Annotated in this window: 20 protein-coding genes; 11 read left to right on the top strand and 9 right to left on the bottom strand. The window is 68.1% G+C overall.

The annotated features are described in order from the left end of the window. Positions 1-97 precede the first annotated feature (97 nt). The gene (locus ACIBTV_RS30490) at positions 98-1,300 is read right to left on the bottom strand and encodes a phosphatidylinositol-specific phospholipase C1-like protein (RefSeq protein ID WP_396710485.1); all 1,203 of its coding nucleotides are present in this window, start codon (positions 1,298-1,300) and stop codon (positions 98-100) included. Positions 1,301-1,612: 312 nt separating this feature from the next. Here ACIBTV_RS30490 and ACIBTV_RS30485 point away from each other — a divergent pair, with 312 nt between their 5' ends. Beyond that, complete coding sequence (locus tag ACIBTV_RS30485) at positions 1,613-2,809, top strand: epoxide hydrolase family protein (RefSeq protein WP_396710489.1); 1,197 nt, start codon at positions 1,613-1,615, stop codon at positions 2,807-2,809. A 460-nt stretch (positions 2,810-3,269) separates the two neighbouring features. Further along, positions 3,270-4,946, top strand: coding sequence for a family 43 glycosylhydrolase (locus ACIBTV_RS30480; protein WP_396710483.1), 1,677 nt, complete (start codon positions 3,270-3,272; stop codon positions 4,944-4,946). Between the two features lie 86 nt (positions 4,947-5,032). Here the strand turns inward: ACIBTV_RS30480 and ACIBTV_RS30475 are convergent, their stop codons facing one another. The 3 genes from ACIBTV_RS30475 to ACIBTV_RS30465 all read right to left on the bottom strand — a co-directional run bounded on the left by ACIBTV_RS30475 (position 5,033) and on the right by ACIBTV_RS30465 (position 10,106). Then, a complete protein-coding gene (locus tag ACIBTV_RS30475) occupies positions 5,033-7,858 on the bottom strand; it encodes an immunoglobulin-like domain-containing protein (RefSeq protein ID WP_396710481.1) in 2,826 nt (941 codons plus the stop codon). 381 nt (positions 7,859-8,239) lie between these two features. Further along, positions 8,240-8,911: a hypothetical protein gene (locus ACIBTV_RS30470; RefSeq protein ID WP_396710479.1), complete on the bottom strand. Its 672-nt coding sequence runs from the start codon at positions 8,909-8,911 to the stop codon at positions 8,240-8,242. 199 nt (positions 8,912-9,110) lie between these two features. Then, positions 9,111-10,106, bottom strand: coding sequence for a DUF5984 family protein (locus tag ACIBTV_RS30465; protein ID WP_396710477.1), 996 nt, complete (start codon positions 10,104-10,106; stop codon positions 9,111-9,113). A gap of 311 nt (positions 10,107-10,417) precedes the next feature. Here ACIBTV_RS30465 and ACIBTV_RS30460 point away from each other — a divergent pair, with 311 nt between their 5' ends. Genes ACIBTV_RS30460 through ACIBTV_RS30450 form a run of 3 tightly spaced genes read left to right on the top strand, consistent with a single transcriptional unit; the run spans position 10,418 to position 12,041 of the window. Continuing rightward, the gene (locus ACIBTV_RS30460) at positions 10,418-10,846 is read left to right on the top strand and encodes a hypothetical protein (protein WP_396710475.1); all 429 of its coding nucleotides are present in this window, start codon (positions 10,418-10,420) and stop codon (positions 10,844-10,846) included. A gap of 53 nt (positions 10,847-10,899) precedes the next feature. Beyond that, on the top strand, positions 10,900-11,067 hold the full coding sequence (locus ACIBTV_RS30455; protein ID WP_396710487.1) for a helix-turn-helix transcriptional regulator: 168 nt from the start codon (positions 10,900-10,902) through the stop codon (positions 11,065-11,067). After that, positions 11,064-12,041 (top strand): NAD(P)-dependent alcohol dehydrogenase, encoded by a 978-nt coding sequence (locus ACIBTV_RS30450; protein WP_396710473.1) that lies wholly within the window; start codon positions 11,064-11,066, stop codon positions 12,039-12,041. Before ACIBTV_RS30455 ends, ACIBTV_RS30450 begins: the two co-directional genes overlap by 4 nt. 164 nt (positions 12,042-12,205) lie before the next feature. Here ACIBTV_RS30450 and ACIBTV_RS30445 read toward each other — a convergent pair whose 3' ends face one another. The 4 genes from ACIBTV_RS30445 to ACIBTV_RS30430 form a co-directional block, all read right to left on the bottom strand. Beyond that, positions 12,206-12,955: an ABC transporter permease gene (locus ACIBTV_RS30445; RefSeq protein WP_396710471.1), complete on the bottom strand. Its 750-nt coding sequence runs from the start codon at positions 12,953-12,955 to the stop codon at positions 12,206-12,208. Further along, positions 12,952-13,893 carry an ATP-binding cassette domain-containing protein gene (locus tag ACIBTV_RS30440; RefSeq protein WP_396710469.1) on the bottom strand — a complete coding sequence of 314 codons (942 nt, stop codon included), beginning with the start codon at positions 13,891-13,893 and terminating at the stop codon, positions 12,952-12,954. Before ACIBTV_RS30440 ends, ACIBTV_RS30445 begins: the two co-directional genes overlap by 4 nt. Beyond that, complete coding sequence (locus tag ACIBTV_RS30435) at positions 13,890-14,324, bottom strand: hypothetical protein (RefSeq protein ID WP_396710467.1); 435 nt, start codon at positions 14,322-14,324, stop codon at positions 13,890-13,892. Before ACIBTV_RS30435 ends, ACIBTV_RS30440 begins: the two co-directional genes overlap by 4 nt. 204 nt (positions 14,325-14,528) lie before the next feature. Further along, entirely contained in the window at positions 14,529-15,332 is an 804-nt protein-coding gene (locus tag ACIBTV_RS30430; protein WP_396710465.1) for a GNAT family N-acetyltransferase, read from the bottom strand. 194 nt (positions 15,333-15,526) lie between these two features. On the opposite strand from ACIBTV_RS30430, the gene ACIBTV_RS30425 reads away from it, so the two are divergent. The 4 genes from ACIBTV_RS30425 to ACIBTV_RS30410 all read left to right on the top strand — a co-directional run bounded on the left by ACIBTV_RS30425 (position 15,527) and on the right by ACIBTV_RS30410 (position 18,068). Next, positions 15,527-16,414 (top strand): LysR family transcriptional regulator, encoded by an 888-nt coding sequence (locus ACIBTV_RS30425; protein WP_396710463.1) that lies wholly within the window; start codon positions 15,527-15,529, stop codon positions 16,412-16,414. 14 nt (positions 16,415-16,428) lie between these two features. Beyond that, positions 16,429-16,677 (top strand): hypothetical protein, encoded by a 249-nt coding sequence (locus tag ACIBTV_RS30420; protein ID WP_396710461.1) that lies wholly within the window; start codon positions 16,429-16,431, stop codon positions 16,675-16,677. After that, positions 16,677-16,970 carry a transposase gene (locus tag ACIBTV_RS30415; RefSeq protein ID WP_396710459.1) on the top strand — a complete coding sequence of 98 codons (294 nt, stop codon included), beginning with the start codon at positions 16,677-16,679 and terminating at the stop codon, positions 16,968-16,970. Before ACIBTV_RS30420 ends, ACIBTV_RS30415 begins: the two co-directional genes overlap by 1 nt. 270 nt (positions 16,971-17,240) lie before the next feature. Then, positions 17,241-18,068: an MOSC domain-containing protein gene (locus ACIBTV_RS30410; protein WP_396710457.1), complete on the top strand. Its 828-nt coding sequence runs from the start codon at positions 17,241-17,243 to the stop codon at positions 18,066-18,068. A gap of 209 nt (positions 18,069-18,277) precedes the next feature. On the opposite strand, the gene ACIBTV_RS30405 is transcribed toward ACIBTV_RS30410, so the two are convergent. Next, entirely contained in the window at positions 18,278-20,809 is a 2,532-nt protein-coding gene (locus tag ACIBTV_RS30405) for a LamG-like jellyroll fold domain-containing protein (protein WP_396710456.1), read from the bottom strand. Between the two features lie 595 nt (positions 20,810-21,404). Here ACIBTV_RS30405 and ACIBTV_RS30400 point away from each other — a divergent pair. After that, complete coding sequence (locus ACIBTV_RS30400) at positions 21,405-21,674, top strand: MauE/DoxX family redox-associated membrane protein (protein ID WP_396710454.1); 270 nt, start codon at positions 21,405-21,407, stop codon at positions 21,672-21,674. 111 nt (positions 21,675-21,785) lie between these two features. After that, positions 21,786-24,305 carry a S8 family serine peptidase gene (locus tag ACIBTV_RS30395; RefSeq protein ID WP_396710452.1) on the top strand — a complete coding sequence of 840 codons (2,520 nt, stop codon included), beginning with the start codon at positions 21,786-21,788 and terminating at the stop codon, positions 24,303-24,305. Positions 24,306-24,826 lie beyond the last annotated feature (521 nt).

The raw sequence follows: 24,826 nt of genomic DNA, 5'->3' as shown, positions 1-24,826 counted from the left end.
GGGGTAGTGCTTCATCACCATCTGTCAGGGACTCCTGATCTCCCCGGACCATCACGATCCAAGGCTCAAGTGTCCAGGACCAGGGGGCAACTCCCGCTTACCGCTGGAGCTTGTCGTCTCGGCAGTCTTTCGGGGCAGAGACCGGGTTGCACCGCAGCGCCGCTCCGCCGGGCAGCTCGGCGACGTAGTCGCTGTCCCAGCGGGCGGCCATACCGACTGCGGGGAAGTCGGTGGTGACCAGCTGGGCGCCGCTGTTGAGCGCGGCCTCGAGCTGCGCGAAATCCTGGTTCTTGACGGTGCCCAACGGCTCGTCGGATCGGGTGCGGACCAGGTATCCGCGCTCGACCAGGTCCTGGATCTGAGCCTGGTTGGCGCCGCGCGGGTCGTTGACCATGGTGATCGCGGCGTCCGGGCTGCCCTGGTTGCCGCGGGTGAAGACCGCCCGGCCCTCCAGGTTGGGGCGTCCCTTGAGGTACATGTCGCGGATAGCGCCGGGGCCGCCGTTGTCGAAGAAGAACATCACCTTGTCGCGGGCGTCGTCCAGGGTCGGCCAGCCGTACCGCAGGACCGACTCCTCCAGGGTGCGGCCCGGCTTGCGCAGGTCGTCGGCGGTGATCAGGGCCGCCTCGGAGAAGACCGACCGGATCTCGGCGTCGATGTCGCCGAGCAGGTCCTCCGTCCACGGCGGGCTGACCGCGCCGCCGGCCCGCTCCACGATGTCCTCGGTCTGCTTCAGCTCGAGCTGGATCAGGATCGGCTCGTGCTTCGGGTTGTCCTGCGACCACTGGCGCACCTGCTTCAGGCAGGCGACGAGGGTGTTGCAGGTGGTGTTGAAGTCGACGTCGGCGACGTGCATCACCTTCATGCCCGGCTTGGCCATCTCCGGGTCGTCGATCGGGCCAAGCCCGGCCGCCTTGCGCAGCAGCGGGTACTGGTAGAGCCCGCCCTGCGGGTCAGGCAGCAGGTCCAGTTCGAGGCCACGGACGTGCTGCCGGCCGAGCAGGTCGGGGATCGCCGCATGGGAGTAGAACCCCCATTCCGGGTAGGTCGGGTCCACCTTCATCATCGCCGCGAGTTCGGCGCCCTGCAGTTCCCGGTGGTACGCGTTGTGCGCGCCGATGAACTGGATTTCGTTCATCCGGACGGCACCGCCGGGCGACGGCTTTCCGCTGCCGGCCTCCGGCTCGGTCCGCAGGGCGTTCGGCAGCAGGCTGGTCGCGACGACCGTGGCCAGAACGGCGGCAGCGATGCCGCCGAGCCGCCCCGCGGAGGCGAGGCTTCGGGTGAGACGAGAATTCATGCGGCCAGACTGGGAAGCCCGGATGACCCGACCGTGACGTCGATCCCTTGGTGAACCAACCGGCCCATGACCCTTGAACATGCGGTGGAGACCAGGCTCCCCCCTCGGTCAGACAGACACGGCTGACCAAGCTCTCCCGATCTGTGGGCCGTTCACCAGCGCCAGAGGTCGCGGCCGGCAAGCCAGTCCGGGTCAGGGCCGAGCGCGAATACGCATTCCGGTCCGCCGGTCGTCGGGCCGGTGCGAGACTGGGCGCGTGCCAGCCTCGCCGGCGTCTCGGCGCCGGTCGACCCGATCCGGCAGGTGGTGACCATGTCCAACGGCAAGGAGATCAGCCCCTTCCGGCTCGACACGCCTGAGGAAGCGATCGCCGACACGCGTGCTCGGATCGCGGCCACGCGCTGGCCCACCCGGGAGCTGGTCACCGACCGTTCCCAGGGCGTGCAGCTGGCGACGGTGCAGGAGCTGGCCCGCTACTGGGCGAGCGACTACGACTGGCGGGCCTTCGAGGCGACGATGAACGCCCTGCCGCAGTACACCACCCCCATCGACGGCGTCGAGATCCACTTCATCCACGTACGGTCGCCGCACGAGAACGCCCTGCCGCTGATCATGACGCATGGTTGGCCCGGCTCGGTCGCCGAACTGCTCGGGGTCATCGGTCCGCTCACCGACCCGACCGCGCACGGCGGACGGGCCGAGGACGCCTTCCACCTCGTCCTGCCGTCACTGCCCGGCTATGGCTTCTCCAGTGAGCCGACCGAGCTCGGTTGGGAGTCCGGCCGCATCGCACGGGCGTGGGCGCAACTGATGGACCGCCTCGGCTACCCGCGCTACGTCGCCCAAGGCGGCGACGTGGGAGCCAACGTCACGGATGCGATGGGTCGCCAAGGACCGGAGGGGCTGCTCGGCATCCACCTCAACCTGCTGTCCGGGGCGATCGCGTTCAAGGACCAACTGCCGGCGGAGTCCGAGCAGGAACGCGCGGCGCTCGACGCTCTCAACACGTTCACCACGGACGGCTTCGGCTACTTCCTGGAACAGTCGACCCGGCCGCAGACGATCGGCTACTCCCTGCTGGATTCACCCGTCGGGCTGGCGGCCTGGATGCTCGACCACGACACGGACAGCTATTACAAGATCTCCCGCGCGTTCGTCGACGGCGACCCCGCGGGCGGCCTCACCCGCGACAGCATCCTCGACAACATCATGCTGTACTGGCTGACGGGCACCGGCGCCTCGGCCGCCCGGTGGTACTGGGAATTCGGACGGTTCCGGGCCGCGGCGGCCGCGTCCGGTCAGAAACCCCCGCCGGTGTCGGTGCCGGTCGGCTTCACGACGTTCCCCGGCGAGATCTGGGCTGCCCCGCGCAGCTGGGTCGAGATGGTCTACCCCGACCTCGCGTACTTCAATGAGGTCGGCAAGGGTGGCCACTTCGCCGCCTGGGAGGAGCCCGATCTGTTCGCGACCGAGATGCGGGCCGTCTTCCGGCCGCTGCGGACCTCCTGAGCCCCGAAGGGCGACGTCGACGGGGCATTTCATGGTGGCCATTCGGTGGTGAGTTGGTGCTGTCACCGTAGCCGGAGACGTCCCGGACGAGTCACGAGGCATTGACGCTCTTGACACGCTCCGGACAGCGACGTTAACATCACCGCAACATTGTTAGCGCTAACAGCCGCTCGGTCGCCGACCCCCGCTGGATGGGACCGAGCCGATGGACGTGTGCGCTGGAAGCCCAGCCGGTCGACCGGACCCGCTCTCCCCCTTCGTGATCACCGTCGAAGGCAGCCCTCACACCCGGCAATCGACCACGCCGACCGGGCACTCCCGAAAACCGAACACTTCCGCCCGTTGTTAGCGCTAACGCTACCCAGACGGAAGGTAGGAGCTGATGGTCGTCGAGAGGACCGCCGGCAAACGACGTCGAGAACTAGCGGCTATTGGCCTTGCCCTCTTGGTAGGGGTGGGAGTGGGCCAACTGACACCGATCGTGGCGGCCTCGGCGGAGAAGCCGGCGCCCCCGGGGGCACCGGGCGTCGGACCGCAGACCCCCACCGCCAAGGTGCCCCTGGCCGGCGTCGACATGACGCAGACCTATGTGAACCCGATCAACCTGCCCGGGATGGCTGTGCGCAACATCGTCGGGACGATGCCGCCGACGGACGCGAACGTCGCCAACACCTCGCAGATCCCTGCCAGCCTGAACCAGGAGACGTGGACGGCGGCGTCCGGGCGGACGCTCGCAAGCCGATCCACCGTCGGCTTCACCAGGATCTCGGAGAACTCCGCCCGGACCGGGGCGGACTGGTCCGCGCTGAACGTCGACGGGACCATCTATCTCTACGCGTCCGGCGCGATGCAGAACGCACCGAACAACAACCGCACCGTCTGGTCCACCACCGACTACCTGACGTGGACGCCGCATCAGATGAACCTGGGCCTGGTCGCGCCGACGGTCGTGCAGATCGGCGACACGTTCTACATGGCCGGCAACAACACCCCGGTCTACCGATCGGACTCGCCCACCGGGCCGTGGACCAGCATGGGGAGTTTCCTGCGCCCGAGCGGTCAGACCCTGAGCGTCGGCGACGTGCAGTTCTTCCTGGACACGGACGGACGGCTGTACCTGACGTACAACATCGGCTCGCCGATCATGGGCGCCGAACTCGACCCGAACAATCCTCGACAGCTCATCAGCGACCCCGTCGTGCTCTGGACCTTCGACCCGCGCCAGGAGTGGCAGCACATCGGTGACAACAAGGCGACCTACACGCACGGGTACGTGGAGGGTTCGCAGCTGTTCAAGGTGAAGGACACCTACTACCTCTCGGTCGCGTCCGGTGGCACGGAGTTCACCACGTACGCGACCGGTGTGATGACCTCGGACAAGCCGCTCTCCGGCTTCGAGGTCACCCAGCAGAACCCGATCGGCTACGGCAACAACCACCCGAGTGCGGTCTATCCGAACGCCGGGCACGGCAGCTTCGTGCTCGACAAGTCCGGCAACCTGGTGTTCTTCTACACCTACGTCATCGCGTACGAGGAGTTCTTCGAGCGGCGACTGGGCATGGACGTCTGCACCGTGATCCCCGCCGGCCCGAAGCAGGGGGCGATCGACTGCGAGTTGTCCAACACGCCGCAACTGGCCCCGGGGAAGAAGATCTCGGGCCGGGACGACGTCGGGCTCTACAACGTGGCCACCAACAGCCAGGCGTACTGGGCGAGCAGCTACGCCCCCGGGCGCAACCCGTACTACGGCAGCGACCGGTTGCTGTCCACGTGGTGGGAGCCGGCTGACGGCGACACCGCGCCCACGTACATCAGGGGTTTCGGGACCGTCTTCCACATCTCGGCCGCGCAGATCCAGTGGAAGGAGCTCGGGCGCACGTTCACCAAGGACAACGCGGTGCGGTACACGCTGGAGTACAAGGACATCCCCACCAACACGTGGCGGCCGCTGGTCGACAGGAGCACGAACACCGTCGCGTACACGGCCGACTACGTCACCTTCGACCGGGTGCTGACGAACGCCGTCCGGCTGAAGGTCCTGGGTACGACCGAGAACGTCAAGGTCGGCGTCCACGAGCTCAACGTGTTCGGCGAGAACTACAACCTGGTCGTCGAGAAGGGCATGATCACTCCGTAGTCCCGGCTGCGGGGCCGTGCCGTCAGGAGCGGGCGAGATCATCGGATCTCGCCCGCTCCCCCGTGTGGCCGAACGCTTCGGGGTGCCTACGCTCGCTTGCGTACCGTCAACGTCTGGTAGTCGGCGGCGTGGGGCTGGTAGGTCGGGTTGCCGGAGTAGGCGACGTGGACCCGGTAGTTCCCGGGCGGCAGATCAGCGGTCGGCAGGTCGACGACAGCCTTACCGTCGGCGAGTGCCACCACCTGCACGGCGCCGCCGAAGGTGACGGTGACCTCGCCCGTCGGGGTCGGAGCGTTGTGCTTCGGCCCGCCCGTCGGCCCCACCGTCACGTTCAGTCGGAACGTGTCCCCGCCGACCACCGACGCCGGCGCGGCCTTCGCGTGGACCTTGACGGCGGCCGGGCCGGAGGGCACCTCGAACGACGCCGTAGCGTCCGACGCCTTCAGGTAGTCGAAGCCGAGGTACTCGGCGGTGATCGTCCGGGTGCCCGCGGGCAGACCCGCCGGCAGCGTGACCGTGGCCGCGCCGTCGCTCAGGTGGGCGAGCGTCGACCACGAGCCGACGCTGAACCGCACCTGGCCGCCGGTCTCGAACCCGTCGGCCGCCGTGACCGTGGCGGTGGCCGTGGTCGTCTGGGCCCCACCCGCGTACGCCTCGACAGCCACCTCGGTGGTGGTCGTGACGTCGCTGTTCGGGATCCCCCGGATGTCGTTCCACTCGCGAACGGTCAGCGGAATCACCGTGCCGTGACGCGGACGGACGACACCCGCGTTGGTCATCGTAATCGCCTTGGCGTTCCAGGTCGGCGCCTCGATGTTCTCGTGGCACGCGGCCTGGTATCCCCCACCGTTCGTGTACCGGTCACCCCAGAGGTAGAACTGGCCGGGGCAGGAGGTGTCACCGGGGTTGGCCTTGAAGATGACCGGACCCTCGTACCCCTGGTTGGCGACCCACGTCGTGCGCCCCAGAGCCGGCGCGACCAACGTCCAGTTGTTGATGTCGCTGTCCAGGAAGTCGGTGTGCTTCTCGGAGAAGATGTCCGAGCCCTGGTTGCCGGCCTCGTTCTTGGTCACCCGGTAGTAGTGGTCACCGACCCGGATCGCGGTCGTGTCGATCCGCGACAGCGGGGCCGGGTTCTGCCAGACCTGGGGCGCGGAGAACGTCTGGAAGTCACGCGTGGTGGCGTACCACATCTGCGCGTTGCCCTGACCGGTGCGGTTCACCGGGTCGTTCCACAACGACTGCGCCCAGAACACGACGTAGGCGCCGATCTCCTCGACCCACAACGACTCGGGCGCGAAGGCGTTGCCCGCGTTGTCGGGCGCGACCTTCACGTGCCGCTGCGGGGTCCAGTGCACCAGGTCGTGCGACTCGAACACCTCGATGTACTGGGTGTCGTTGATGGCGTAACCGCCCTGGTCGTACCAGTTCAGGTCGGTAGCGATCATGTAGAACGTGTCGCCGTCGGGTGAGCGGACGATATGCGGGTCGCGGAGCCCCTGGTCGCCCAGCTGGGAGATGAGCGACGGCCGGCCTCCGGTCAGACCCGTCCAGTCCAGCGCGGTGTTGCCGTTGGAGGTGGCGAACATGATCTGTTCGCCGTCGGCGATTCCCTCGCCCTTGAAGTACCCCATGAAGTAGCGCTCGTACTCCTCGGCACGGGGCAGTGCGGTGACGGTCACCGGGAACGACTTCGTCTGCGAGGCCGAGCCCTTGGTGATGGTCGCCGTCAGAGTGGCGGTGACATCGGCGTGGCCGAACGCCGGGCGGGTCACCTCACCCGTCGGGGTGACGAGGTCGGTGGTCGACCGCCAGGTGATCGTCGACCCGAACGCGCCGCGGGCAGGAAGGTTGAGGTTTCCGCGTACGTCGTCGGTGGCGTACAGCGTCAGGTCGAAGCTGTCGCGGTCGACGGCCTGCGCGTCGTCGAACTCGGCCTTCACCACGACGGCGATCTCCCGGGTGGCGACCTCCTGGGCGCCCTTGCGGACGGTCGCCGTGAGCGTGGCCGTCGCGTCGGGCTGCCCATGGGCGGGCCGGGTGATCCTGCCGGTCACCGCGACCTTGCGTGCGCTGGGCAGGGCCGGCGGGGTGTGGACCGCCACGACCGACGGGTCCGAACTCGTCCACGTGATGGACGAGCCCGCCACGGAACCCACCTTGGGCAGCGTGATGTCGCGTACGACCGCACTGGTCAGGCCGAGGTCGATGGCGGCGGCGTCGGCGCGCACGCCGTCGGAGACGGTCCGCTGCGCCAGGGCGAGCGTCTCGTCGACGCTCACCGCCCGGTCGTAGACCCGGAAGTCCCGGATCGTGCCGCGGAACGAGTAGTGGCCCGACGTCTGCGAGCGGCCGAGGAAGTTGCAGTTGGTCCCCGCGGCGTTCACCGACGGCGGCGTGGTCAGGTTCGTCGACGTCGCGTGCAGCACCCCGTCGAGGTAGAGCCGGCCGGTCCAGCTCGTCCCGTTCGCGTTCAGCGACTGGGTGTAGGTGACGTGCGTCCACGCCCCTTCGGGCATGCGGACCCGGTTCTGTTGCAGGTTCACCGAGCCCACCGCGACCCGGAACCGCTGGGTGTTCGACGCGAAGATGGCGCCCTGGGCGCCGGTGTCGACGTCGCACGAGCCGGACTTGCGACCGAAGCCCCACATCTGGTGCTCGCCGACGTTCGCCGGGTCGATCCACACGTCGTAGTCGACCGTGAGGTCGGACATGCCGGCGGTGATGTCGTTCGGCAGTCTGACGTACGCGCCGTCGAGGGCGCCCTCGTAGGAGTCGGGGTTGAATCTGATCCCCTCGCCGGTCAACGTCGCCTTCCCGGGATTCACGAGCGTGGCGTTCGCCGCCGCGCCCGCGCTGCCCGAGTTGACCAGCGTCGTTCCGCTGGTCTCGTCGAGGGCGAAGTGGTGCACCAGCCCCTCGGTGAGCTGCTCCTCGGCAGCGTACGAGGGCGTCGCGGCGAAGGAGGCCGAGAGAAGCGCACCCAGTGCCAGAACTGCGACACCTCTGCCCTTCCGACTCAGCCTGGGACGGGACCTTCGCTGTCGCAGTCTCAATTGATCCTCCTCGACCGGTGGTGGGGCTCCTTCTGACGTGGACGGTGCTTGTTAACGCTAACTACGGCCTGCAGCCAGGTCAACGCAGTGCGTCGCGGGCCGCGATCGTCACCGTCGTGGTCAGGCCGGAGCAGGCGACGCCGACCGCCGACCATTCGGCCTCACCTACCAACTCGCCGCAACCCACCTCACCGCAGCGCGGCGCCGGACACCCCGGACGGGATATCGGCCGCGGTCCTACCGCTCGCCGCTCCCGCTGCCCACCCGGCGCGCTCGCCGACGCCGAGGCCACCGCGAGCGGAACCCCATGGCGACCCGGGCGACGAGACGAGCCCGGTTCTGACCGGCGTACACGAGAAGCAGCATGACGAGCAGGCCCGATCCGGCGACCCAGATCGACCAGTCGGTGACCGACTCCAGGCGCGGGAAGGTCACGATCAGGCAGGCCAGCCCGGACAGCGGGAAGACCAGTTGCAACCCGAGTTCGTAGAGCAGCGACCGGCCGGCCTTGTGGCGCGCGTAGTGCTCCTCCCACGTGAACATCCGCTCATCGCCGGCGCACTCGGCGGCGATCGGCCTGAGAACCTCGAGAACGTACGTGTTCGCCGCCTCCCGGTCCCTCCGACGCCGCAGGATGGTCACCCCGGAGACCGCGGACAGGACGGGAAGCACGAGGAGTAGCCGCGGGTCGGCGCCGTTCGCCAGGACCAGCCCCAGGAACACCGCGACAACGGTCATGTACGCGCCGACCAGGGCGTGCGACGCCGCCGCTTTCTGGGCGACGAGGGCGCGGATCACGTTGTACTCCGCGATCAGGAGATTCGTGCGGGCCTCTGTGCGCGGGACCGGTTCGACATGCTCGAAACCCCGCGGGGCACCCGACTGCCTGACCAGTTCCTCCCATGCCATGACCGCATTCTGTCCATCGATCGCAACCACTCCCGGTGACTGCGCTGAACGGACGCGGGTAGACCTCGTAGCCACCCCGGTAGAGGTTGGCAGCAGACTCGAAACGGTCGGGATCCGCCACGCACGCCGTCGCGAAGCCTCGATCAACGCAGACTCCCGCGACCTGGCATGTCACCCCGCCCACCTTGGCTGCGGATGGTCATGACGAACGTCTCAGTACGGCTGCCCCGGCTCTGACGGCTCTCCAATCGGATCCCACGCGGCGGTCCAGAGCCTGCGGTAACCACGTGGCGCGGTCATGGTGCTCGGCGCGCAGCGCGACCAGGTCCAACTCGACATCAGGCAGTACGACGCGCCGCTCTTCCAGCAGGGTGATCCGCTCGTGCATCGCCGCCATCAGGTCACGGTCAAGATCCCGCACGGCGTCGACGAACTCCTCGGTGGTGAGGACCAGGCGGCCCCGCACCGGGTCGGCGAACGTGACATCGACGTCTTTCTCGCAGCTTCGGTTCCGCCAGTCGAGCGTCACCGCGTCGGCACCGTTCATGATGGTGCGCCACCACCGAATCACCGGGGCGTTGCGCAGATAGCCCACGTCAAGAACCCTGTCGCCGTACCAGATCTCGGCGGTGAAGTCTTCCTCGTGCTCACCCCGCTCCGCCCACGTGGTGGAGCCGGCTTCGATGAACGGCACCAGGTCGGTGGGCACCGGCTCGAGCACCGCGGGCAGTAGCTGCAGCAGGTCCTCCCACAGCCGAACCACGTAGTAGTCGGCGTAGGGCAGGCCCTCGTAGCCGTCGGCCTGCCGGCGGCGCACCGTCTGGTCGGAATAGCGCAGCAGCTCGTGACCGTTCAGGTCGATCCAATACCAGCCATCGGTCAGGCCGAACCAGTGCAGCGTGCGCCGCTCCCGGCCCCACGGCCGCACGTGGGCCAGCGGGCGCAGCTCGAACCGGAACCGGATCCGCCCGGCATCGGCAGCCTCAGCCATGCACGCCACACATGCCCTGCTCGCGGCATCGCCTACCCCGCCCGCGCAGACGTTGCAACCTCGCCTCCCGTTGGCCGCCTTGGCCGTTGTCGAACTGCTGCCGGCGTTCCAGAACCGCTCGACGTGGCCACCCAACGGTATGTCCAGCCACTTACGCCACCGTCGCCGGCGCTTGACGTACAGCGTCTGCTCGATCTCTTCCACCCGCCGAGTCCACGGCAGTGCCGGGAAAGCGCTCCACGAACGTGCGATACACGGGTGCGCCCGGCAGGTCGTCGTGGATGGCGACCACCCGAGTTCTACGCAACCTACTCCGTGTACGGGCGGTTCTGGCTCCGCTGCTGCCTGCTGCGCCGAGGACGGGTCGTGCCTTCCAAGCCGTCCTGGCCATCACGATCATCACCGAGTCGCTCCACCCCGATCACGAGCCAACCGCGATGTAAAAAGTTCTAGACATGATGTCAAAGTCGCCATACTCTGACTGGTGTCAAGAATTCTTTACAAGGGAGGCGGCCGTGACGCACGAGGAGAAGCGAGCCTGGATCATGCTGGTGGTCAGCGTGGTGGGGTATTCCGTCTATGCCGCCGTCGTCCTGGACAAGGCCGACGGCGGGCCGCTCACCGCCACCCCGTACGCCGCGGTTCTGCTGTGGACGATCGGCGGGGCCGTCGTCGCGAGCATCGTGGCCGAGATCGGAATGGGCGTGGTGAACCCGCGGGCGTCCCGCGTCAAGGACGTACGCGATCGGGAGATCGGACGGCTCGGCGACCACGTCGGCCAGGCGTTCGTTGCCCTCGGCGCGGTGTCGGCGATGCTGATGGCGCTGGCCGAGTGGGACTGGTTCTGGATCGCCAACGTCATCTACCTGTGCTTCGTCCTGTCGGCGGCGGTCGGCTCCCTGGCCAAGGTGATCGTCTACCGCAGGGGTGTCCCGCAGTGGTGAAGCCGACCCAGGTCACGAACAGCATCCGCGCGCTGCGCTTCGCGCACGACGAGATGACCCAGGCCGAGCTCGCCGACCGGATCGGCGTGACCCGGCAGACCGTCATCGCCATCGAGCAGAGCCGCTACTCGCCCTCGCTGGAGTTGGCGTTCAAGATCGCCCGCGTGTTCGGCGTACGAATCGACGACGTGTTCCAGTACCCCGAGGAGGCGACACCGTGAAGGCCATCGTCCAGGACAGCTACGGCCCAGCCGACGTGCTCCACCTTCGCGACATCGACCCGCCGGCCGTGGGCGAGAAGGACGTCCTCGTCCAGGTCCACGCCGCGGGCGTCGACCCCGGAGTCTGGATCTTCATGACCGGCCGTCCCTACCTGGCGCGGCTGGCCAGCGGGCTGCGTCGGCCCCGGGTGCCGGTGCGCGGCCGGGACCTGGCCGGGGTGGTGGTCGCGGTCGGCGCCCGGGTGACCCGGTTCCGACCCGGCGACGAGGTGTTCGGCACCTGTCTGCGCGGCTCGTACGCCGAGTTCGTGAGCGCGCCGGAACGGCGGCTGGCCCGTAAGCCGGCAAACGTGTCGTTCGCGCAGGCCGCCGCCGCGCCGGTCTCCGGGATGACGGCGCTGCGCGCGGTCCGCGACAGCGGCGCGGTGCGCCGGGGACACCGCGTGCTGGTCATCGGCGCGTCCGGCGGTGTCGGGTCGCACGCCGTGCAGATCGCCAAGGCGTACGGGGCGACTGTCACCGCCGTCTGCAGGCCGGCTGCTGCCGCGTTCGTACGTGCTCTCGGCGCAGACGACGTCCTCGACTACACCAGCGAGGAGATCGACCGCGACGGACCGATCTACGACGTGGTCATCGACACCGGCGGCGACCGGCCGTTCGCTCTCCTGCGGCGTGCCCTCACCCCACACGGGACACTGGCGCTTGTCGGCGGCTCGTACACCAAGGGCCCGGTGCTCAGCGGCTACGACCGGCAGATCGTCCGCCGGCCGTTGCTGTCCCTGTTCGTCGGTCAACGGCTGCGCAGCGTGAGTGCGGTCGAGCGGACCGACGACCTGAACGAGCTGGGAACCCTCATCGAATCAGGGGTCCTCACCCCGGCGGTCGACCGCACCTATCCCCTGGCCCAGGCTGCCGACGCGATCCGGCACCTGCGGGACGGGCACCCGGCGGGCAAGATCGTCGTCACCATCTGACCCCGTGGCTGTCGCCGCCGCGCCCCGACCGTGCGCAGGCCGGGCGGGTACATGCCCCGGGTGCGGCCCGGATGGCGCAAGCGTGCGGCGCCGCCTCGACGGAGTTCATCTCGCCGAGGCGGCGCCCGGGGGCACCCGGACAGGCGGAGGTCAGGTCGCCGAGGTCACGCTCGCTTCGTGAACGTGGACCGCGCCCACAGGTAGCCGACCAGCGCGATGGCGACGCACCAGGCGACGGCGAGCACCGCGTCGGTGGTGTCCGGTGCGCCGCCGAGCAGCCCGCGCGTGGTCTCGATGATCGGGGTGAAGGGCTGGTACTGCGCGAACTGCCGCAGGCCCGGGCCCATCGTCTCGGCGGGGACGATCGCGCTGCTGAAGAACGGCAGCATGACCAGCGGCACCGCGGCCATGCCCGCGGTCTCCGGCGACTTCGCCGACAGTCCCAGCGCGACGGTGAACCAGCCGGTCGCGAAGGCCAGCAGCACGATGACGCCGGACACCCCGAGCCAGTCGAGCGCGCTCGCCGCAGGGCTGAAGCCGAGCAGGAACGCCACGCCGATCAGGGCGGCGATGGCGATCAGGTTGGTGAGCACGCTGGCGATCACGTGGCCGGTCAGCACCGCGCCGCGGGACACGTGCATGACCTTGAAGCGGTTGATGATGCCCTTGGTCATGTCGGAGTTCACCGATGTCGCGGTGCCGCCCAGCCCGTAGCAGACGGCCAGCAGGATCAGGCCCGGTGTCGCGTAGTCGATGTAGTCGACGCCGACGTCGAAGGCGTCACCGAACATGTACACGAACATCAGCATGATGATGATCGGCATCAGGACCGCGTTGAACACCGACGTCGGGTTCCTGATGAGGTGCTTGAGGTTGCGGCGCAGCATCACCAGCGAGTGGGACTTGGCGCTCATTTCGCGTCCACCTCCGTGGTGTGACCGGTCAGGGCGAGGAAGACGTCGTCGAGGTCGGGGGTGTGCACCGAGCACTCCTCGGCGTTGAGGGAGTGCTCGTCGAGGCGGTCCAGCACTTCCCGCAGCGACTTCGTGCCGCCGTCGCCCGGCACCCGCAGCGCCAGTGCCTCGTCGTCGCGGGCCGCGTCGGGGAAGGCCCACGCAGCCGCGTCGAGTTCGGCGGGGGTCGTGAACCGCAGCCGGATGTGGGTGCCGGGGATCTGGCGCTTGAGTTCGTCGGGGGTGCCCTGGGCGACCAGGCGGCCCTGGTCGAGCACGGCGATACGGTCGGCGAGCTGGTCGGCTTCCTCCAGGTACTGGGTGGTGAGGAAGATGGTCACGCCGTCGGCGACCAGGTCGCGGATGATCGACCACAGCATGCGGCGGCTGCGCGGGTCCAGGCCGGTGGTCGGCTCGTCCAGGAAGATGATCTGCGGGTTGCCGACCAGGGTCATCGCCAGGTCGAGCTTGCGGCGCATACCCCCGGAGTAGGTCGACGCGGGCTTGTCCGCCGCCTCCACCAGATCGAACCGCTCCAGCAGCCCCGTAACGATCCGCTTGCCGTCGCCGCCGGCCGCACGGTTCAGGTCGACCATCAGCTGCAGGTTCTCCTGCCCGGTCAGCAGCTCGTCCACCGCCGCGAACTGACCGGTGACACCGATGGCCGCGCGCACCGCCCTGGCCTCGGTCGCGACGTCGTGCCCCGCCACGCGCACCGTGCCGCCGTCGGCGCCGATCAGCGTGGTCAGTACGTTCACCGTCGTGGTCTTACCCGCCCCGTTCGGGCCGAGCAGCGAGAACACCGTGCCCGCGCGGACCTCGAGGTCGATGCCGTCGAGCACGACCTTGTCCTTGTACGCCTTCCGCAGCCCCGAGGCCTCGATGGCTGAGGTCGTCATGCGGTCACCTCAGGCGTGGCCGCGGCGGCGTCGAGCGCTGCGATGATCTTGTTGGTCATCTCGGCCACGGTGGGACCGGGCTCGCCCCGCCGGGTCCGGACGGCCGCGTCAAGGGCGACGACGACCGTGCGGCGGAAGTTTGCTGCCTCGGCCGGATCCTGCTTCTCCAGCAGGCGCATCGCCTCCGTCAGAGCAGGCAGCACGCGGTCGGCGATCTCGGCGACCGACTTGCCGTTCAGGCCCACTCCCGTGGACTTCTCGGCGAGTACGTGCCCGACCAGGCCGGTTGCCGAGGCCAGGGCGATGGAGCCGTCAGTCGCGATCCTGTGGGGCGAGCCGCCGGCGGCGCCGGCGGCCGACAGCAGCGTGACAGCGCCGTATGCGGCCGTCCGCAACGTAAGTTTGTCCTGATCAGAGAGTGGGATGGACAAGGTGGTCAACTCCTGTGAGACGTGTGTGAATCGGATTGAACGGACCACTGCCCGGCTTCGGGGGACCCCTGGCCCTGGATGGGCGGCTGGTGAACGACGGGGGAAAACAGATGCAGTGACGTACCGGACTGTTCATGACAAACCTCTCTCCGGCAGTGCGCGTTGGCTCCGGTGCCGCTCGGTCTGCGAATCGTGGGTCGGGGCTTACGGCAGGGCGAGCTCGTAGACGCGAGTTCGCCGAAGGTGGAAAAAGCCGAGGTGCCTGCGTAAGGCGAGCAGGCCGAGGTCGTCCTCGGCGGTGCGCGCCTCGATCTCGTCGATGTGCGGGTGGACCTCACGCAGGCGCTTGACCAGGGCGGCGTTGACCCACAGGCCCAGCCGCCGTCCGCGATGGGCGGCGAGCACGGTCGGCCCGTACTGGCGGGCGCGGCGCTGAGACATCGCGTCCACGGCCGCCACGGCGTAGGCCACCAGATCGCCGTCGGCTTCCGCGGCGCTCAGCACCGCGTTGCCCGGACGGCTCGGGTGTCGGAGCAGTTCCTCGACCTGTGTCGCGTCGGACAGATCGCCGGTCCAGTGGCTCAGCCGGTATCCGGCGGGCCCGACGTCGACCAGCTCAGCGAGCCAGGCCTGGTGAACGTCGCAGTAGGAGAGGAGGTCATGGCACCTGGATCCGGTATGCCGGAAACCGTGCCGGACGCAGAACGCCTCCCCGGCAGAGCCCGCGGCGACCTCGGCGACCAGGCGTTGCCGCGCGGCATGTTCGCCGACCGCGGCCAGCAGCAGGGAACCGATCCCGCGCCGCCGCCACTGCGGCTCCACGTACAGGTTCAGCTCGACGGCGCCGGGCTGAGTGTCGAGCGCCACCTCGAGAAGGCCGTGCTCGAACGGGATGACCGGACGCAGGACGGCCACCCCGGCCACGAAGCCGGGTGGCACCACAGCCTGCCATCGGGCGATCCCGGAGTGGTCCGGCACCGCCACGATGTCGATCAAGCGTTCGCTCATGGCACCCACGATCGCCCGACCGTCCGTGCCGAACAACGCAGAAGGTCGCACCGCTGCATTAGCCAACGGTTATCGTTCGAGGCCAGGCAGCCACGCAGTCGGCGGCGGTGCAGGTAACGCTCGTGCGGCGAGCCGCTGCCACCGCCATATACTTCCGGTCCCGAAGCCCCGTGCTCAGTGGGAGGGACGGCCGGGTGGAACTGCGCGACATCGAGATCTTCCTGACGCTGGCGGAAGAGCTTCATTTCGGGCGTACGGCCGAACGCCTCCACGTGTCCCAGGCGCGGGTGAGTCAGTCGATCAAACAGCAGGAGCGCCGGATCGGCGGCGCCCTGTTCGAGCGGACCAGCCGCAGCGTCCGGCTCACCCCGCTCGGCGAGCGGCTTCGCGACCGGCTCCGCACCGGCTACGGCGAGATCATGTCGGGCATCGACGAGGCCGCCGCCGCGGCTCGCGGGCAGGCCGGCACGCTGACCGTCGGCACGATGGCCACCCAGTACCAGTCGATCGGGGCCGTCCTCGACCTGTTCCGGCAACGGCATCCGCAATGCGAGCTGCGCCTGCGCGAGATCCTGCCCACCGACCCGCTCGGAGCGCTGCGTGCCGGCCGGGTCGACATCGGGGTGCTCTGGCTTCCCATCCGCGAGCCTGACCTCGTCGTCGGGCCTGTGTTGCACACCGAGAAGCTGGTGCTGGCGGTTGCCTGCGATCATCGGCTGGCCGGCCGAGACAGCGTCGAGATGGAGGATCTCGGCGACTACCCGGTGGCGTTTCCGGACGGCCCTATCCCCGACTACGTGTGGGAGGCGCACACCCCGGCCGTGACACCGGCTGGGCGGCCCATCCGGCGCGGATTGGGCGTGGCCACCCTCGAGGAGGCCTTCAGGGCGACCGCCAGTGGCAGCGTCATCTCCCCGATCGGCTCGGACGCGGCCGCCACCCGGCAGCGAGGCGACATCACCTTCCTCCCCATCACCGACGGACCGACCCTGCGGTACGCCCCGGTGTGGCGCAGCGGCGCGGAGACTCCCCTGATTCGCGCCTTCGTCCAAGCCGCCGCCGACGCGCAGAGAACCACGTAGCGATCACTGCCCCGATGTCGGGCGGACGCCCGAATCTGGTGCTGGTTCCGGTCGAAGCGGATCTGCAGGTGATGGGCATGCTCGCCGACCGGCGTGACGAGCTGGGCCGCGCCCGCACCGAGACCATCAACCGGTTGATGCTGGAACTGTTGCCCGGCGGGGCGAAGAAGTTCCTGTCCGCGCCACAGGCCCGCGCGTTGATCGCGACGGTCAAACCCCGCGACATCGTGGGAAGCTGCTGGCCGCCCGCGGCTCCACCCTGATGGAGCTGCACGGCATCGGCCCCTCAGGCGCAGCCCGCCTACTGGCAGACGTCGCAGACATCAGCCGGTTCGCCGACCGCGACCGGTTCGCGTCCTGGAACGGCACCGCACCGCTGGACGCCTCCTCCGGCGACCAGAAGCGTCACAGACTTCCCGCGCCGGAAACCGCCGGATCAACCGCACACTGCACATCATGGCCGTGGTCCAGCTACCAACCGCACCCAAGGCCGCGCCTACTTCGACGCGAGAAAAGCCGCCGGGAAAGACCTCCATGGAAGCCATGCGCGCGCTGAAACGGCGGCTCTCCACCGTCGCCTAAGCCCGCATGGTCGCCGACCAGAAACGCCGGCAGGCGGCAGGCCCGGGAGGGCACTCGGGGACGACTTTGCAATCCAGCGCGGCCGACCTGACCCCGGACATCGGCCCTTCGGACAAGCCACTTCCCGGACCCGCCACCAACCACCCTAAAGCCCTGGTGTCAGCGGCGCCTTGACATGAAGGGGTGCCGTGAGCGGATGTTCCTCGGGTGACCGTGTCCGAGGCGCTGGTGGCGGTGGGGCAGCATGATCGTCGTGCAGACGGTTGTCGCGCTCCGGCGTTACCCGCTCAAGAGCGCCCGGGGTGAGGTTCTCCAGGCGGCTGATGTCGAGTCGACCGGTCTGCGCGGAGACCGGACGTGGGCCTGTATCGACTGCCAGGACGGGACGGTCGGCAGCGCCAAACATCCACGACGATGGGGTCGCCTCTTCGAGGTCGGTACGACAACGCGGGATGACGGCCCGGAGACGATGTTGACGCTGCATGTCGACGGCAGCTCGCTGCGAGCCGGAAGCGCCGCGGCAGATGCCGCACTCAGCGACCACCTGGGCCGTCCGGTGCGGCTGAGCCGAGAGCTGCCGCCCGACGCGAGGCTGCACCGGACGTTGCCTGATGACGTCGGCATGGTGCCGGATTGGATGGCCGGTGCCCGGCCCGGTCAGGAAACCATCACGGCGATCGCGGGCGCGGGGCGGGTCGGCCGGTTCGTCGACTTCGGCGCCGTTCATATCGTGACCACCGGTGCGCTGTCTCTGCTGGGTGAGCGCATGGGAGGTGTCAGTGTGGCCGCGGCGCGGTTTCGCCCGAACCTGGTCATCGACGCACCGCGTGACCCAGAACCGGGGCAGGAGCTACGGCTGGGCGATGTCGTGCTCCGGGTGATCCTGCCCACTCCACGGTGCGTCATTCCCGGACTCTCCCAGGCCGAGCTGCCGGCCGACCTCTCCGTGCTGAGCGCCCTGGCCCGGCACTACCGCATCCCTGTGGCCGGGCTAGGGCGGGCAGCCTGCTTCGGGACCTACGCCGATGTCGTCCAGCCAGGCCGACTCCGACTGGGGCAGGTCGTCCGCTGAGCAAAGGCCCGTACCTGGTCGGCGGCTCCTCCATCAGCAGATGCGGCCGTCGTAGCGACCGCTCGGCGGCAATTGAGCGCGCGACGCTGATTGAACGGGATCCGTTCGGGTGTCACGCCCAGCTTGTGACAGCACGAGCTGAAGGCCGCCCGTTCGCCGGCACGGGCCGGGAGGGGGCTTCGTCGCCCCCTCCCGGGAAACCCGCAGTGCTACTTTCCGGACTCGTAGAGCGCCGTCACTTCGGCGGCGCTCAGAGCGCGGTCGTAGACGTGCACCTGGTCGATCGTGCCATCGAAGTAGTCGACGGGGTTGCCGCCGAACTTGCCGCGGCCGATGACCAGGGGCCCGGTGGAACCGTCGCCGAGGCAGGCGCTCGCCTGCCCGGCGAGTTGCCCGTCGACGTAGAGGCGCAGCTGGCCCGTCGCCGCGTCCCGGACACCGACGAGGTGATACCACTGCCCGGCGACCGGGGTGGTCGGCGCGAGGGCCCGCACCCCGGCGAAGCTCATCGCGAACCGTCGGTCAGCGCCGGAGTACTGCAGGTAGAAGGCGCTGTTCGAGGCGCCGTCCTGGCTCACCACCGTCTGGAAGGCGCCACCCGCGCTGTCGAGGCGCACCCAGGCCGAGGCCGAGTAGCTGCCGGTGGTGTCGAGGACGGTCCTGCCGGTGTCGACGTACTGGTTGCCGCCGTTGAACAGCAGGCCCGAACCCGTCTTGCCGGCCGTCCAGGTGGGCCCGGCGACGAGCCGGCCGTCATTGGTGCCCGCCTCGTCGTTGGCCGTATCGCCGGCATTCTCGTCCAGCGGCCAGTAGCCGACTCCGGTGAGGCCGGGCGTGCCGGGCGGCGGCGGAGGAACGTTCGCGCCGGTACCGTCGGCCGAGCGGATGACCGCCTCGTTCACCGCGCGCACCTGGTCGAAGTCCATCTTCTCGACCCGGCGGTCGTAGGTGAAGAAGCCGTTGACCTCGTGCTCGACGTCGGTGATCTGGGTGTAGACGCCGGCCGAGACCCCGCAGGTGTTCGCAATACGCAGCAGGTCGCGCTGGTTCTCCACGTACCGTCGGGTCAGCGTTTCGGAGTCCGGCGCCATCCAGTACGCGCCGCCCTCGCCGAACCACATGTGACCGTCAACCTCGAGGCCCATTCCGCCGTGCTCGCCATCGACGGCCACCCGGCCGGCGGTGGGCAGTGGCGACGCCGGACCGAGGTACTGGTGGTGGTCGATGATGTCCCCGCGTCCGGAGTCACCGAGAGAGTCGCAGCAGTTCACGCCGCTGTGCGCGTTGACGAGCCGGGTCGGGTCCTGCTGCTTGACCGAGTCGGCGATGCGGCCGGTGGCGCCCTGGTCCCACTCACCCCAGCCCTCGTTGAACGGCACCCACACCACGATCGACGGATGCGCGGCGTGTTCCCGGATCATCTCGCCGAGCTCGGATTCCCACTGCCGCTGCCACTCGACGGTCGGGCGGCCGGGCTTCGTCGCGGGCATGTCCTGCCACACCATCAACCCCAGCCGGTCCGCCCAGTAGTACCAGCGGCCGGGCTCGACCTTGATGTGCTTGCGGACGGTGTTGAAGCCGAGCACCTTGTGCTGCTCCAGGTCGAAGCGCAACGCCTCGTCCGTCGGTGCGGTGTTCAGCCCGTCGGGCCAGAAGCCCTGGTCGAGGGTGGACATGTGGAACAGGATCTTGCCGTTCAACGTCATGCGAAGCTTGCCGTCGGCGCCCTTCGCCTTGCCGATCTCGCGCATCCCGAAGTAGGAGCCGACCTCATCGACCTGCTTGCGGCCGTCGAACAGGCGTACCCGGAGGTCGTAGAGGAAAGGCGAGTCGGGTGACCACAGCTTGGGCTTGGCGATGGGTATCGTCAGGTCGGTCCCGGCCGGACCGGCGACGCGGGCGACGGCCTTGCGCCCGTCGTACGCCACGGCCTCGACGGTGAGGCCCTCGGCCCCGGAGGTGGGGTTCGCGCGCAACCGCACGGACTTGTCACCCAGGTCGGGCGTCAGGTTCAGTGAGTCGATGGCACCCGTGGCCGAGACGGGCTCCATCCAGACCGTCTGCCAGATGCCGGAACTGCCCTGGTAGAAGATGCCCCGGTCGCCGACCCGGCGCTGTTTGCCGATCGGCTGGAACGTCGCGTCGGTCAGGTCCTCGGCCCAGACGATCAGCTCCTGCTGCCCGCCGGGCCGCAGTGCGTCGGTGACATCGGCGTCGAAGCCGTCGTAGCCGCCCCGGTGCGTCGCCACCTGGTGACCGTTGACCCACACCTTCGCGTCGTAGTCGGCCGCGCCGAAGTGCAACACCAGGCGCTGGCCCCGGCCGACCTGCCACGGCTCGGGCACGGTGAAGGTCCGGCGGTACCACATCCGGTCCTCGTGCCGTTGGATGCCGGAGAGGGCCGACTCGATGGGGTAGGGCACCAACACCCGCTCGGCCAGCTCCTCGCCGACCGGCGGGGCCTCGCCGGCGGCCGCACCGGCGAACTCCCACACGCCGTTGAGGTTCTGCCAGCGGGACCGAGTCAGTTGCGGCCGCGGATATTCGGGCAGTGCGTTGGCGGGTGAGACGTCATCCGTCCACGGTGTGGAGAGTGGCGGTGTTCCCTTCGTCCAACCGGTGTCGGCGGCGTCGGGTTGGGGCGCGGCGGTCGCGGCGGTCGGCGCTGTGGTCACGACCAGGACGGCCGCGGTGGCGAAGGCGAGCAATGGCCAGCGTCGGCTGGAGGCGCGTCGGGTCATGCGGTCGGCCCTTCGGAAGTGCGGACGGGGGCGGCGGCTGTCAGTGGTGCGCTCCGAGGGTGGGCGGCCGGGTCACTGGTCGATGTTCCCGGGGCGGGACGTGCCCGCGGCCAGATCCCACCACGCACAGGTCACGGCCGAACACAAGACAACGTTGTTCCGGAAGTGATGTCAATAGATATCGACAAGACTGATCGGATTCGGCCACCCCGGGCGCCCATGCAGCTGGGGCCTCGACCTGCGATCCCGTCACGTGCATGCACTCGACCGACCGCAAGCTCTACGAGCACTGCGACAAGGCGGGGGTCTCGTTCACCGGCTATCGGCATGATGCGGCCGCCGCACATCACGCTCCTTCACTCGGACCCTGCCGTCTCGAAGGATCACGCGGTGGCCGTCTCTCATCTACGCAACAGGCCCGTAACGGGCAAATCGTAACGCGACGTCCGTGGACGCAACCCATGGCCCGGCGCACAACAGTTATGTGAATCGATATGGACGGTCGCTCAAACCGCTTCTGGTGGACGGATTTTGCCCTCTTGACGAGGGACTTCTGCCGCAGTCTAATTTGGTGACCATATAGGGAGGCCCACTTGTGGGAGCGTTCCAGTTCGCCGTCCTGACGTGGCCGGGGTTCCTTCTGGTCCCGGCTGCCGCAGCAAAGGTGGGCGCACCGCGTCGGTTCGCAATGGCCGTTGCCGGTTGCCGGCTTGCGCCGTCTGCATTGCCACTCGCACGGAGCGTTCCCGGCGTCGAAGTGACCGCCGGCGCCGGCCTCATCAGCAGTTGGCACCCGACATTCATGCTTCGGCCCGCGCCGCAGTCGGGATCCCGAACGAGGCCGCCGACATTCGCCGCCTGGTAGCGGCGAAACGGCACATCATTTGTCTCGGCCAGCGCGTGTGGAGAATGACGCTGGAACGCAGCAGGCCGCTCTGGTCCGCCGGAGATATCGGCCCATCGGAAGGAGTCGGAGATGAGCATGAGGTTCGTGAACCGGCGGCAGTTTCTGCGTCGGCTGGGAGGTGTCCTTGCCGCCGGAGGAGGCATCGCCTTGTTTCCGGCCGGGTTCGCCTCGGCATCGTCCAAGACCGGCCCAACATCGACCCCCGGGAGTACAGCCGGCGGGCCGGCCTATCCGGGAGACCCCGGTTTTGTCGCCAGGTCGCCGGGGGAACTAAGTGCCGCTAAGGCCAGTTGGGAAACGCCGGAATACGGTTACTATACCGGCCATAATCCCTCCAACCCTGGCACAGCTATCGATTCCCCATGGCAGCTCGTCGCAGTAAACGCGTCCACCGCCTACGCCCTGGGGTACCGCGGGCAGGGCGTCGCGCTGGGCATGATGGATTCCGGCTACCGGACTACACACGAAGCATTTCAGACCGGGCTGATCGTTCCGGTGAGAGCGGAGGGTGTATACGGCACGTCCGGCTTCGGGTACCGGAACACAGCAACCCCGGCGAACCCGTTTACTGCGGGCCAGCCGTTCACTGTGGCCGGTGACCAGGCGAGAACAAGTGACTACAGTCACGGGACGGGCATGCTTGGCGTCACCTCTGGCATTCGCGATGGTAAAGACCAGCACGGCATCGCCTTTGGCTCGACGATGTATGTCGCCATGACCGGCGGCTCCGATACCCAGTCCCACGGCCCCTTCCACGATTACGTGTACTGGCATACCGCCAACAAAGCCCTGGTCGACGCAGGCGCCCAGGTCATCAACAGTAGCTGGGGCTCTTATGTCCAGACTCTTGACAGAAGCCGCTTCGACGGCCTGGGTAACGACCTTGGGGTAAATGGCAACCTCGCCAACGCTTACGAGCTGCGCGGCAAAGACAGCGCCAGCGCCACGGCAATGGCGACCATTATCCCCAATGAGTACCTGAAGGATCTGGAGTACCAGTTCTTCCTCTTCAAGAAGAGCTATTCGGAAGGCGGCATCCAGTACAATCCAGACCACCCCGGACGCTCCTTCATGGATGCCATCTGGGACGCAATCAAGGATAGCGGTACCGTCAACGTGAGGTCGGCGGGCAACAACGACTGGAGCAACCCGTATTTCCGCCCGGCGTACCCCTTCTTCAATCCCTCGGCGGAACAGCAGTGGGTATGCGTCGGCGGCGTGCAGCCTCCCACTGCGGCCAACCCCGAATACACGAAGCAGTCCGGGTACAACGAGGCGGGGCTCGCCAAATGGTGGACCGTGTCCACCCCGTCAAACAGTGTTCGGACCACGAACAGCGGTGGTGACACCAACTATTCAAACTCGAGCGGCACGTCTCCGGCAACGCCCGTTGCGACAGCGGTGATGGGGGTTCTGCTCTCCCGTTACCCGAACATGGACGCCAAGCAGGTCCGTGAGCTGATGTTCACCACGGCGAATAACAAGATGTCCGACGGCGTGAGATTCCTCGGCACCGGGCAAACCTCCCCCTCCGGAACATCCATCGCGTGGACCGCTCCCGACGGTCTTCCGGACGAACGCTGGGGTTGGGGGATTCCCGATCTGGCCAAGGGCATGTACGGTCCCGGCCAGTTCCTGAGCCCCATGACCTACAACATGGACAAGGCGCCCCTGGACGTCTGGTCGAACGACATCAGTCAGATCGCGATCAAGGAAAGGGAGAGGGAGGATCGGGAGTGGCTGGCGGCCTACAAGAAGCAGGGAATTGCCTTCGCCGGTGACTTCAGCCCCAACGTGCTGAGCCCGGACGGCAGGCTTAGCGAAAGCGCCTTCATGCTTCAGGGCATCTTGGCTGATCCTTACATTCAAGCCATCACCAACGGTCACCCGGAACTGTACGACAAGATTAGCTATGAGGACGCCGCCAAGTGGCGCAAGGAATGGATGGACGCGCGCGCGGCCCACATTCAGAACAACATCGACAACAATCTCTACACGGCGTCTCTGACCAAGCAGGGCTCCGGGATGTTGATCATGTCGGGCCACGCCACCTACGAGGGCGGCACGACGGTTGAAGGCGGCAAGCTTTCGATCGCCGGCTCGCACGCAAGCTCGGTCGCCGTCAAGGGTGGCACGCTCGGCGGGAGCGGTTTCGTGGGAGGCAGCATCCACGTCAACAGCGGCGTGTTGCAGCCCGGCCTGTCGGCCGCGGAAGCGGCGTCCGCAGTGTCCATCGCTCTCACCGACGTCGCGCAGGGCAACGTCCTGAACGTCGGCGGCAACGTGACCATCAGCCGAGCGGGTCGCGTCGCCATCACCATCTCCGGCGACCACGACTACACGAGCGTGCGGGCCGCGGGTGACCTGGTGCTGGACGGCGAACTCGCCCTGGACGTTCGCGCACGCCTCACTCCGGGCGCCGTACTGACGATCATGAGCGGCGACTCGATCCGGGGCAACTTCCATTCCCTGCCGGAGCGGCGAGTCCTCAACGCGGGCCACCACATGTTCAGGGTGTCCTACCAGGATGGCGGTGTGACGCTGACCGTCGTCCGCACGCTGCCCGGGGCACCGTCCGGCGGCGTCTAGCCGCACGTGGCCTGGCCAGCCAGGCTCAGGTTCGCCCGAGCCTGGCTGGCCAGGCCTTCGTCCAACATGGCCGTGTTGACGAAGCCGCCGCCACTGCGCAAGCGCATGGGCAGCTCATAGACGAGCGAACAGGCACTGATGTTCCTTTCCAGGACGGCGAAGACTACCTCTGCGCCTGTCCTGCTCGAATACTCGGTCGCGGCTCGCGAGCTGCGGTTTCGAGGGTCGGGATGTGTCTTACGGTGTTGGCGCCGCACGGTGTCCGGAGTCCTAGGTGTACCAGGCCCAACGAGTGTCACCATCAAGCGGTGATGACAGGACTACTCATGTGCACAGCATTACGGGTCACATGACCCTGGGCAGATCCAGCCCGCCTTCTCCGGAACGTGTCAAGGGAATGAGGCCAACGGGAGTTAAGCGGCTTGGGGGAGTTGCCCCCTGGTCCTGGACACTTGAGCCTTGGATCGTGATGGTCCGGGGAGATCAGGAGTCCCTGACAGATGGTGATGAAGCACTACCCC

Origin of the sequence: Micromonospora sp. NPDC049366, assembly GCF_044466625.1 — a bacterium.
Lineage (GTDB): Bacteria > Actinomycetota > Actinomycetes > Mycobacteriales > Micromonosporaceae > Micromonospora.
Note: the sequence above shows the minus strand (reverse complement) of the source record. Positions and strands in the feature narration are given on the sequence as shown.

Coding starts and splice junctions, on each gene's coding strand:
- ACIBTV_RS30490 (WP_396710485.1), bottom strand. CDS start 1,300: ATGAATTCTCGTCTCACCCGAAGCCTCGCCTCCGCGGGGCGGCTCGGC.
- ACIBTV_RS30485 (WP_396710489.1), top strand. CDS start 1,613: ATGTCCAACGGCAAGGAGATCAGCCCCTTCCGGCTCGACACGCCTGAG.
- ACIBTV_RS30470 (WP_396710479.1), bottom strand. CDS start 8,911: ATGGCATGGGAGGAACTGGTCAGGCAGTCGGGTGCCCCGCGGGGTTTC.
- ACIBTV_RS30455 (WP_396710487.1), top strand. CDS start 10,900: ATGACCCAGGCCGAGCTCGCCGACCGGATCGGCGTGACCCGGCAGACC.
- ACIBTV_RS30445 (WP_396710471.1), bottom strand. CDS start 12,955: ATGAGCGCCAAGTCCCACTCGCTGGTGATGCTGCGCCGCAACCTCAAG.
- ACIBTV_RS30440 (WP_396710469.1), bottom strand. CDS start 13,893: ATGACGACCTCAGCCATCGAGGCCTCGGGGCTGCGGAAGGCGTACAAG.
- ACIBTV_RS30430 (WP_396710465.1), bottom strand. CDS start 15,332: ATGAGCGAACGCTTGATCGACATCGTGGCGGTGCCGGACCACTCCGGG.
- ACIBTV_RS30420 (WP_396710461.1), top strand. CDS start 16,429: ATGTCGGGCGGACGCCCGAATCTGGTGCTGGTTCCGGTCGAAGCGGAT.
- ACIBTV_RS30415 (WP_396710459.1), top strand. CDS start 16,677: ATGGAGCTGCACGGCATCGGCCCCTCAGGCGCAGCCCGCCTACTGGCA.
- ACIBTV_RS30410 (WP_396710457.1), top strand. CDS start 17,241: ATGATCGTCGTGCAGACGGTTGTCGCGCTCCGGCGTTACCCGCTCAAG.
- ACIBTV_RS30405 (WP_396710456.1), bottom strand. CDS start 20,809: ATGACCCGACGCGCCTCCAGCCGACGCTGGCCATTGCTCGCCTTCGCC.
- ACIBTV_RS30395 (WP_396710452.1), top strand. CDS start 21,786: ATGAGCATGAGGTTCGTGAACCGGCGGCAGTTTCTGCGTCGGCTGGGA.